Raw genomic sequence first — 10,000 nt, forward strand, 5'->3', positions numbered from 1 at the left:
ATATCAACGGCAGTCACCGAGTCCACCACGACTTCGGCGTCTTTTTTCAGCTTCTGGGCCGTCTTGATCTGGGCGCGCTGACCGGTGACGATGACTTCGGTCACATCGGCCTCACCCGTAGTCGTCTGGGCCACGGCGGGCAGGGCAAAGCCCATCACCGCAACGCCCAGCGCCATCACCGAGACGCCCGCCGACAGGCGTGCGAATTTCGATTGTTTCATAACTGTCTCCCTCATGTCCCGCCGGGGCCCCTCCTTGAGCCGCAGGCGTTTGGCACTATGCCGGGGATGGCAAACCGCGCACCCCGTGCGTCCGGTCAGGTTGGCGTCACTGGCCTTATTGAGCCTCTCATCGCACCCCGTGACGGTTCTTTGCGGTCAACACGGCGACTATGGCTGGCTTTTGCGTTTCCCTGCCTGAGCACAGGTCTGGATTATGGTTGAGGCCACCCGAAAGGATGCGCCTCTACGGCCCAGACTCTGATGATAGCGTTATCATAAATCATATGATTGCCTAATATTATATGACAAGAAAACGCGGTAATATGCTCACCATTGCATAATCGCCACAGTTGCAGAACGTAACGTCGTTTTTTATTCCTGATTTCAAGGAATAAACCTTCCTCAATAACCAGACTATACGGATGGGATTCAATATACTGATTTATAGCATTTTTATTTTTTACTCGATTTATGCCGCCTTAGAACCCCAGCACAACCTTTGCGTATTTTCTCTTATGAAATACAATACAGCCCACCCCTTGCTCTCAAAAAAGGGCTATTTGGCTGATTTTATGTCTGAGTTATTTGCAATTTCGTTTCCGCCCAGAGGGCGGCAGGCGTTTTCGCTGTCACACGGCGCAAAAGAGTGAACGGCACAGACATGGAGAGCCGACTCAGAGGTCAACCGGCGCAAACCGTCTGACCGCTGTGTCAAACCACGGCGGTTTGTTACTCAAAATGTGACTTGACCCAGGGGACAGAACACGACTTTGGTCTGCACGAACCCAAGACGCGCGGTTCGGGGGAACAAGAGCCCGCCCAGAGCCGTCCCAATGCCACACGACACGCGCGGATGTTAAAGCCTTCTGACCGAAATACACCTTTCGGATACACATAAGGCATTACAAAAGACGACAGCCTTAAGGCGGCGCATCCGAGCCGGCGAAGGCCTGACGTCCCTGTTCCAAGAAGAGTTGGTCCTTTGAAAATACTTCGTCGCCGCCGCACCAAACTGGTCGCCACCCTCGGCCCCGCCTCGTCCAATGCCGACATGCTGGCTCAACTGTTTCAGGCCGGAGCCGACGTCTTCCGCCTCAACTTCTCGCACGGCAGCCACGAAGACCACGGCCGCAATATCGACCTGATCCGCGATCTGGAGGCCAAGACCGGTCGTCCGATCGGCATTCTGGCCGATGTGCAGGGGCCGAAGCTGCGGGTCGGTCGTTTCATGGGCGGCGCTATCGTGCTGACGCCGGGTCAGACCTTCCGCCTCGACCTCAACCCCACCCCCGGCGACCTGACGCGCGCCAACCTGCCGCATCCGGAAATCATCGGGGCGGCGCAGATCGGTTCGCACCTGCTGCTTGACGACGGCAAGCTGAAGCTGCGCGTCACCCATGTGCGCGAAGACCACTTGGAAACCGTGGTCGTTACCGGCGGCCGCCTGTCGGACCGTAAGGGCGTCAACGTGCCTGACGTGGTCCTGCCGATCCCGGCCCTGACCGAAAAAGACCGCGCCGATATGGAATTCGCCCTGCAACGCGGTGTCGAATATATCGGCCTTAGCTTCGTGCAGCGCCCGGAAGACGTGATCGAGGCCAAGGGCATCATCAATGGCCGCGCCTGGGTGCTGTCGAAGCTCGAAAAGCCGCAGGCGCTCGATAATCTCGAAGAAATCCTCGCCCTCAGCGACGCCGTCATGGTGGCGCGCGGCGACCTTGGCGTCGAACTGCCCCCCGAAGAGGTGCCTCTGGCGCAAAAGCGCATCATCAAGGCTGCCCGCGCGCTGGGTAAACCGGTGATCGTCGCCACCCAGATGCTGGAATCCATGATCTCGGCCCCCACCCCCACCCGCGCCGAAGCCTCGGACGTGGCCACGGCCGTCTATGACGGGGCCGATGCGGTCATGCTGTCGGCGGAAACCGCGGCGGGTCAGTATCCGGTCGAAGCCGTGACCATCATGGATCGTATCGTCGGCCGCGTCGAAAAGGACGGCGACTGGCGCATGCAGACCGATCGCCGCCGTCCGGAAACGGAAAAGACCGTGTCGGGGGCCATCGCCGCCGCCGCGCGTCAGGTGGCGCAAACCATCGAGGCCTCAGCCATCGTCGCCCTGACCAATTCGGCGAACACGGCGCTGCGTGTGGCGCGTGAGCGTCCGACGGCACCGATTCTGGGCCTGACCCCCAATCTGGAAACCGCGCGTCGCCTCGCCCTGACCTGGGGCGTGCACGCCAAGACCGCCCCTGTGACGCACTCCATGTCGGAAACCGTGCAGGTGGCCAATCAGATCGCCCGTACCGAAGGCATTTCAGAACCCGGTCAGGACATCGTCATCGTCGCCGGTATGCCCTTCGGCAAATCGGGCTCGACCAACGCCCTGCGCGTCGCCAAGGTGACCCGCACGGCCATGACCGAGCCGGAATTCGAAGGCTGATCGCCGTTTGGCGTTCGCAAAACCAAAAGCCCGGCGGGATCACCTGCCGGGCTTTTTTTATGACAGCTCCGTCCGGAACATCATGGGTAAAAGCTCGGCCAGCGTGACCGTCTGAGCCACGCCCGTCTCATCGCACAAATGGATTTGCGCCGAGCCGTCGGAAAACTCGGCCAGCTTCTGACGACAGCCGCCGCAGGGCGGACAGGCGGCTTTTTTGGGGGCGAAGATGGCGATTTCGGCCACCTCTTTCGCGCCCCCCATGATCATCTGCGCCAGGGCCGAGGTTTCGGCGCACCAGCCCTGCGGAAAGGCGAGGTTTTCGACATTGGCGCCGCTGAAAACACGCCCGTCCGGCGTGCGAATGGCCGCACCGACGGGAAAACCGGAATAGGGGGAATGGCTGAAGGCCGCTGCGGCCTTGGCCGCTTCAAACAGATCGTGAGACAAGTCTGGCTCCGTTTATGGGCGCAGAGCTTGTCACCAGTCACAATAAATATCTACAAAAAAAGCCAGCTCAGGTCGAAGGGCCGCCCCGAGACCTGAGCTGACTATATTTAGTCCACAGTGAAACGCAGCGCGTTTCACTGTGCGCTATTCAATATATTCCGGGGCGTCGATGCGCTTGCCCAGCAGCATGGCGTCGGCGACGATGCGCAGCGGCGAGAAGTCGGCGTCCGACTGACCCGCGCGCACCAGCTTTTCGAAGTGGGCATAGAGGCCAGGATATTCGGCTTCCTTTTCCTTCATGATCTCCTTGCCGTCGATGGCAAGGCCGGTGCCGCCCATGCTCAGTTCCAGCTTTTCGCCCTTTTCGGACTCAACGAAGATCGACCAGGTCTGGATGCCGGTTTGAAGGAAGTCGTAATCGGCGCGAATGGCGACGCCGCTTTCGGTCGTCATGTCCATCTCGACCTGAATCGGGGCTTCGCAATTGACCGGAATGTGCAGGTCAGCCTTTTTGACGATGACCTTTTCCGGCACGATGCGCGTCAGGATAGACAGCGAATTGATGCCCGGATCGAAGACGCCCATGCCGCCGGCTTCGAAGATCCATTTTTGACCCGGATGCCACTGACGCACATTTTCTTTCCACACGACGTGGATGGATTTGATCTTGCGCCCGGCGATCCATTGGCGCGTCGTTTCCACCGCCGGCGCATAGCGCGAATGCCAACTGGCCAGCACCGTCACGCCCCTGGCGCGCGCCAGATCGGCAATGGCCTCAGCCTCGCCCAAAGTCGCCGCGGGGGGTTTTTCAAGGAAGACGTGCTTGCCCGCCGCGATGACCTGCCTGGCGATCTTATGCCGGATTTGCGGCGGCGTGCAGATGGCCACGGCCTCGATTTCCGGGTGGGCCGCCAGCATCTCTTCCAGCGAATCGTAAGCGGTCACGCCATCCGGGCGGGCATTGGGCGAACACCCGGCCACCAGCTCCAGCGCCGGGTTGGCGCGGATCGATGGTATGTGCTGATCGACAGCGATCTTGCCCAGCCCCACCAGACCGATCTTCAGCGGCTTGACCTTTTTTTTCCCGAACATGGACGCTTCCTGCTTAAATTTGGCCTAAGTTTACCTTGGGCGGCTTCGTTATCATGGCCGAAACGCTTTCGGCAATATTTATATGATAATTTAAGCCATTACCCGGACAATTGCTGACAACGCCCATATCACGCCTGCCTGATCTGTCAAAGGCCCGGCTTTTTTGCACCGTGTCAGGTGCAGCATTTCATATTTGACAACCGACTTCATATGTGGTGCCTTGCGCGCAAGACGCCCGGTAAGCATGATCCGGGCATAATGGGAAAGAAACGCACATGACCTCCGAAACCGCGCCGGGCCGGGGCCTGAAAAGCCTGTGGCCGCTGATCCTGATTACCAGCCTGTTCTTTTTCTGGGGTGTGGCGAATAACCTCAACGACGTGCTGATTCCGCAGTTCAAAAAGGCCTTTGTGCTGACCGACCTGCAATCGGGTCTGGTGCAGTCGGCCTTCTATATGGGCTATTTCCTGCTGGCCCTGCCCGCTGCTTTTGTGATGCGCAAGCTGGGCTATAAAACCGCCGTGGTCGTGGGCCTGCTGCTCTACGCCGCCGGTGCCTTCATCTTCTATCCGGCCGCCGACAATCACCAGTATAGCTGGTTCCTTGGCGGGCTTTTCGTCATCGCCTCGGGTCTGGCCTTCCTCGAAACCTCCGCCAACCCGCTGATCACCGTTCTGGGCTCGCCGGACAAGGCCGCCTTCCGCCTCAACCTGGCCCAGAGCTTCAACCCGCTGGGGGCGCTGTCCGGTATCTTCATCGGTCAGCACTTCATCCTGTCGGGTATCGAACACGATGAAACCGCGCTCGCCGCCATGACCGACACCGCGCGTCAGGCCTTTTACATTTCGGAAGTCAAGGCGGTGCAGGGGCCCTATCTGGTCATCGGCTGCGTCGTGCTCCTGTGGGCCCTGCTGGTCTTCCTGTCGAAATTCCCGGCGGCCGCCACGCAAAACGCCCACGAAGACAGCGGCGAAGAGGTCGGCTTCTTCCAGTCGGTCGTTCAGTTGCTCAAACGCCCACGCTTCATGTTCGGCGTCATGGCGCAGTTCTTCTATGTCGGCGCTCAGGTCGGTATCTGGAGCTATATGATCCGCTATGCGCAGAGCGAAATGGGCCTGACCGACAAGGTGGCAGCCACCTATCTCTACTACACCCTGATCGCCTTTGCCGTTGGTCGCTTTATCGGCACGGGCCTGATGACCAAGGTGCGTCCGACCCTGATTCTGGGCCTGTTTGCCCTCGTCAATATCGGCCTGATGCTGTTTGCTGTTGTCAGCGGCGGTGAAAACGGTCTGTGGGCGCTGGTGGCCTCCAGCTTCTTCATGTCGATCATGTTCCCGACCATCTTCGCCACCTCGGTCGCCGGGCTCGGCAACCTGACCAAGACCGGTTCGTCGCTGCTGGTGATGAGCATTGTCGGCGGGGCGGTCCTGACGGCGGTGATGGGCTTCATCTCCGATCACAGCCATATCCGCACGGCCTTTACCGTCACGGCGGTGTGCTTCGCGGTGATCGCCCTCTACGCCTTCCGCGCGCCGAAGGACGCCACGGGCCCCGTACAGATGACCGGTCACTAAGATGTCCCCGGTCATCGACGCCCATTTCCACCTGTGGCAGGTCGGGCGCCACGGCTTTGAATGGCCGACGCCTGACCTGACGGCCATCTATCGTGACTTTGCGGCGGCGGACCTGCGCGCGGCGGCCGGCGAAGATTTGCACGGCGCGGTGGCCGTGCAGTCGCAGCCGTCAGACGCCGATACGCAGTGGCTGCTCCGCCTCGCCGAAACCGATCCGCTGATTCTCGGCGTTGTCGGCTGGACCGACCTGTCGGCCCCGGAGGCGGCGGCACGGGTCGCCGAACTGGCCCACCACCCCAAACTCAAGGGCCTGCGCCCGATGTTGCAGGGCCTGTCTGACGACAACTGGATTGTGCGCCCGGACGTCGGCCCGGCCCTGTCGGCCATGCAGGCGGCGGGGCTGGTCTTTGATGCGCTGGTCTTTACGCGCCATCTGCCAGCCATAGAGGCGGTGGCGCAGCGCTATCGGGATTTGCGCATCGTGATCGACCACGCCGCCAAGCCCCCGATCGCCACGACTCCGACGCAGTCCGAAGCGACGCGCGACTGGACCGAGGCCATGACCGCCATCGCGCGTCACCCGAATGTGGTGTGCAAACTGTCGGGCCTGTTTACCGAGATGCGCACCGATCAACCCTTCGATGAGGCGGCCCCCTATGTGGCGCATCTGCTGACCGTCTTTGGCCCGCAGCGCCTGCTGTTCGGCTCTGACTGGCCGGTGGTGCGCCTTAACGGCGACTGGCAAAAATGGAAACACTGGCTTGAGGACCAATTAAACCCATTGACGCCGCCAGAGCGTCAGGCCATCTTTTTCACTAATGCAAAAAGAATTTATGACCTACAGGGGGTCCCATGATCAGCGAAGATACCCGTCACAGCGACGGTGAAAAGGCTATGAAATACCGCGCACCCGCCCTTGAGAAGGGGCTGGACGTGCTGGAGCTTCTGGCCGCCAACAAACGGCCCATGACCTTGTCGCAGATTTCGCACCGGCTGGACCGCTCGGTGTCCGAACTGTTCCGCATGGTGCAGGTGCTGGAAAACCGCGGCTATGTGGCGCAATCGCAAAAGGGCGACGGGCTGGAACTGACCAACAAGCTGTTCTCGCTGGGCATGAGCCGCGGCCCCAGCCAGAACCTGCTGGCCTCGGCCCTGCCCCTGATGCAGGCCCTGTCGGAACAGGTACGCCAATCCGTGCATCTGGCCATCGCCTCTGACGATCACATGGTGGTCATCGCCCGCATCGAAGCGCCGGGCGATCTCGGCTTTTCGGTGCGTGTCGGCTATCAGCGGCAACTGGTGCAATCGACCTCCGGCCTCGTTCTCTATGCGTTTCAGCCGCCCAAGCTGAAGGAGCAGATGAAGCACATGCTGCGCGGCACGGCGACGCCGCAGGAGTGGCAACTGTTCGAAACCGTGGCCGAACGCGCCCTGCATCAGGGCTATGTGCAGGCCAAGAGCGATTTCGTCGATGGTGTGCTGGACGTCTCCTGCCCGGTGATGAACGACACCACAGTCATCGCCGCCATGACCATCCCCTGGCTGAAGACGCACGGCTGCCTGAGCCTCGAAGACACGGTGGCGCGCCTGAAAGGCACGGCGGCGGCGCTGTCGCGCACGCTGGGTGGATAGGCGTTTCGCCTGATTTGAAAATTGGCAGCGCGCTGATTTCATGAGCGAAAAGGAAAATGCGCGCGCTCGGCGCAATCGCGTCTGAGGCCTCTTGCGTCGGCACTACGTCGGCTATACATATTTTTTCATAAGCGATAATCATTTTTAAAAATGAACAGGGATGCGCCGTGCCAGTCAGCGATCTCCATACCATAGGCCGCACACAGGTCCGGGTCAGCGCGCTGGGTTTCGGCGCGGCGGCCATCGGTAACCTGTATCGCCCGGTCGATGACGCCACGGCGGCAGCGACGCTCAGGGCTGTAACGGACGGCAGCATCGCCTATATCGACACCGCTCCGCGCTATGGACACGGCCTGTCCGAGCGCCGTCTCGCCGACCTGAGCGCTGACGCCACCCTGTCCACCAAGGTGGGGCGCGTCCTGACCCCTATCCCCGCCCCGCCGCCCGGCACCGAACGCCACGGCTTTGTCGATGGCGACCCCTTCGATGAGCATTTCGACTACAGCTATGACGGCGTGATGCGGTCGTTTGAGGACAGCCAGAAGCGGCTGATGCGCGAACGCATCGACATGCTGCTGGTCCACGATCTGGGGGTCGAAACCCACGGCAGCGACCATGCCCGACACCTCGCCGCTTTTCTGAGCAGCGGTCTGCGCGCCCTGCACGAACTGAAGGCGCAGGGCCTGACGCAGGCCATCGGGCTGGGTGTCAATGAGACAGCCATCTGCGATCTGGTTATGGCCGAAGCCGATATCGACGTCCTGATGCTGGCCGGGCGCTACACCCTGCTGGAGCAGACGCCGCTGGACGGCCTGTTTGAACGCTGCGCGGCGCGCGGTGTGTCGGTTCTGGCGGCCGCCCCGTTCAATTCAGGCCTGCTGGCCGGAGGCGCGCACTTCAACTATGAGGCCCCGCCGACGGACATCCTGACCCGCGTGCGCGACATCGAGGCCGTCTGCACCCGCCACCATGTGCCGCTGGCCGCCGCGGCGTTGCAATTCCCCGGCTTCCATCCGGTCGTGGCCAGTACCGTCGTCGGCATGGCCCGCCCGCAGCAGGTGGCGCGCAATATCGAGCTGTTCAGCCATCCCATCCCTGCCGAGCTGTGGCACGACCTGAAAGCCGCCGGTCTGCTGCGCGCCGATGCGCCGGCGGGTGATGTTTCACAAGCGTAAGAGTTCAACTGTCCATGTCCCTGCCCTCCCCCCTGATTTTACTGCACCCTTCTGACAATGTGGCGGTGTGCCGCGCGGCGATCGCAGCGGGCAGCGTGGTGACGGTGGGCGCCGAGGCTTTGTCGATTACCGAGGCCATCGAGGTGGGTCACAAGGTCGCCGTGCGTGATCTGAAGGCCGGGGACAAGATATTCAAATACGGCGCGCCGATCGGCTCGATGACCCAAGACACGCCCAAGGGTGGCCACGTCCACATGCACAATATGAAAAGCGACTACATCTCATCCCACACCCGCGAAGCCTCCGGAGGTGCACATGCTTAAGGGCTATCTGCGTCCGGATGGCCGAAAGGGCATCCGCAATGTCATCGCCGTGGCCTATCTGGTCGAATGCGCCCACCACGTGGCGCGCCAGATCGTCACCAGGTCCGACGACAGCGAGGTGCACCTGATCGGCTTTCCGGGCTGCTATCCCAACGACTACGCCTTCAAGGTGATGTCGGCGGTGACGACGCATCCCAATGTCGGCGGGGTGCTGCTGATCTCTTTGGGCTGTGAGAGCTTCAACCGTGAGCGCCTGAAGGCCGCCATCGAGGCGTCGGGCCGCCCGTGCGAAACCCTGGTCATTCAGCAGTCAGGCGGTACGCTTTCGACCATTCAGAAGGGCCTTGAGGCCGTGGCCCGGCTGCAAGCCGTAGCCGCGCAGACCCCGGTGGTCGAGATGGCGGTGTCAGAGCTGGTCATCGGCACCATCTGCGGCGGCTCGGACGGCACGTCGGGCATCACCGCCAATCCGGCGGTTGGTCGTGCCTTCGACTGGTTCGGGGCGCAAGGGGCGGCCTGCGTGTTCGAGGAGACCGGCGAACTGGTCGGCTGCGAAACCATTATGGCCAGCCGCGCCGTCACGCCGGAACTGGGGGCGGAACTCGAAGCCTGCGTGCAGAAGGCCGAGGCCTATTACACCGTCATGGGCTTTGGGTCGTTCGCGCCGGGCAATGCCGAAGGCGGCCTGACCACGCAGGAAGAAAAGTCGATGGGGGCCTATTCCAAGTCGGGATCGGCACCCATCTGCGGCATACTGAAACCCGGTGATCTGCCGCCGACGGGCGGGCTCTACCTGCTCGATGTGGTGCCGGACGGTGAGCCGCGTTTCGGCTTCCCCAATATCTCGGACAATGCGGAAATCGTCGAACTGATCGCCTGTGGCGCACACGTGACCCTGTTTACCACGGGCCGCGGCTCTGTGGTGGGTTCGGCCATTTCGCCCGTGATCAAGGTCTGCGCCAATCCCGACACCTATCGCAAGCTGAGCGAGGATATGGATATCGACGCCGGCAAGATCATGGAAGGTCGCGCCACGCTGGATGAGGTCGGGCAGGAGATTATCGACAGCGTGCTGGCCGTCGCCGCTGGCGCCCCC

At 61.6% G+C, this 10,000-nt stretch carries 10 protein-coding genes; 7 read left to right on the plus strand and 3 right to left on the minus strand.

Annotation, left to right across the window (positions count from 1 at the left end; all coding sequences use genetic code 11):
* A partial coding sequence (locus LDL37_RS05015) for a hypothetical protein (RefSeq protein WP_290795188.1) occupies positions 1-221 on the minus strand: 221 nt, incomplete at its 3' end.
* Between the two features lie 988 nt (positions 222-1,209).
* On the opposite strand from LDL37_RS05015, the gene pyk reads away from it, so the two are divergent.
* Entirely contained in the window at positions 1,210-2,658 is a 1,449-nt protein-coding gene (gene pyk, locus LDL37_RS05020; protein ID WP_290795207.1) for a pyruvate kinase, read from the plus strand.
* Between the two features lie 57 nt (positions 2,659-2,715).
* Here the strand turns inward: pyk and cdd are convergent, their stop codons facing one another.
* Both cdd and LDL37_RS05030 read right to left on the minus strand, forming a co-directional pair.
* Entirely contained in the window at positions 2,716-3,105 is a 390-nt protein-coding gene (gene cdd / locus LDL37_RS05025) for a cytidine deaminase (RefSeq protein WP_290795190.1), read from the minus strand.
* Between the two features lie 144 nt (positions 3,106-3,249).
* Positions 3,250-4,197 (minus strand): Gfo/Idh/MocA family oxidoreductase, encoded by a 948-nt coding sequence (locus LDL37_RS05030; RefSeq protein ID WP_290795192.1) that lies wholly within the window; start codon positions 4,195-4,197, stop codon positions 3,250-3,252.
* 275 nt (positions 4,198-4,472) lie between these two features.
* Between LDL37_RS05030 and fucP the strand changes: the two genes are divergently transcribed.
* From fucP to LDL37_RS05060, 6 genes are all read left to right on the plus strand, one after another.
* Positions 4,473-5,774, plus strand: a complete 1,302-nt coding sequence (gene fucP, locus LDL37_RS05035) for an L-fucose:H+ symporter permease (protein ID WP_290795194.1) — start codon at positions 4,473-4,475, stop codon at positions 5,772-5,774.
* Between the two features lies 1 nt (position 5,775).
* Complete coding sequence (locus tag LDL37_RS05040) at positions 5,776-6,630, plus strand: amidohydrolase family protein (protein WP_290795197.1); 855 nt, start codon at positions 5,776-5,778, stop codon at positions 6,628-6,630.
* The gene (locus tag LDL37_RS05045; protein WP_013479394.1) at positions 6,627-7,406 is read left to right on the plus strand and encodes an IclR family transcriptional regulator; all 780 of its coding nucleotides are present in this window, start codon (positions 6,627-6,629) and stop codon (positions 7,404-7,406) included. Before LDL37_RS05040 ends, LDL37_RS05045 begins: the two co-directional genes overlap by 4 nt.
* A gap of 167 nt (positions 7,407-7,573) precedes the next feature.
* Positions 7,574-8,581 (plus strand): aldo/keto reductase, encoded by a 1,008-nt coding sequence (locus LDL37_RS05050; protein ID WP_290795201.1) that lies wholly within the window; start codon positions 7,574-7,576, stop codon positions 8,579-8,581.
* Between the two features lie 14 nt (positions 8,582-8,595).
* Complete coding sequence (locus LDL37_RS05055) at positions 8,596-8,904, plus strand: UxaA family hydrolase (RefSeq protein ID WP_290795203.1); 309 nt, start codon at positions 8,596-8,598, stop codon at positions 8,902-8,904.
* The coding region (locus LDL37_RS05060; RefSeq protein ID WP_290795205.1) for a UxaA family hydrolase at positions 8,897-10,000 on the plus strand (1,104 nt) is incomplete at its 3' end. The genes LDL37_RS05055 and LDL37_RS05060, both read left to right, overlap by 8 nt.

The organism is Asticcacaulis sp. (assembly GCF_020217185.1).
Taxonomy (GTDB): domain Bacteria; phylum Pseudomonadota; class Alphaproteobacteria; order Caulobacterales; family Caulobacteraceae; genus Asticcacaulis.

Excerpts from the sequence above, each read along its gene's own strand:
- LDL37_RS05030 (WP_290795192.1), bottom strand. The coding sequence starts at position 4,197 with ATGTTCGGGAAAAAAAAGGTCAAGCCGCTGAAGATCGGTCTGGTGGGG.
- fucP (WP_290795194.1), top strand. The coding sequence starts at position 4,473 with ATGACCTCCGAAACCGCGCCGGGCCGGGGCCTGAAAAGCCTGTGGCCG.
- LDL37_RS05040 (WP_290795197.1), top strand. The coding sequence starts at position 5,776 with ATGTCCCCGGTCATCGACGCCCATTTCCACCTGTGGCAGGTCGGGCGC.
- LDL37_RS05045 (WP_013479394.1), top strand. The coding sequence starts at position 6,627 with ATGATCAGCGAAGATACCCGTCACAGCGACGGTGAAAAGGCTATGAAA.
- LDL37_RS05055 (WP_290795203.1), top strand. The coding sequence starts at position 8,596 with ATGTCCCTGCCCTCCCCCCTGATTTTACTGCACCCTTCTGACAATGTG.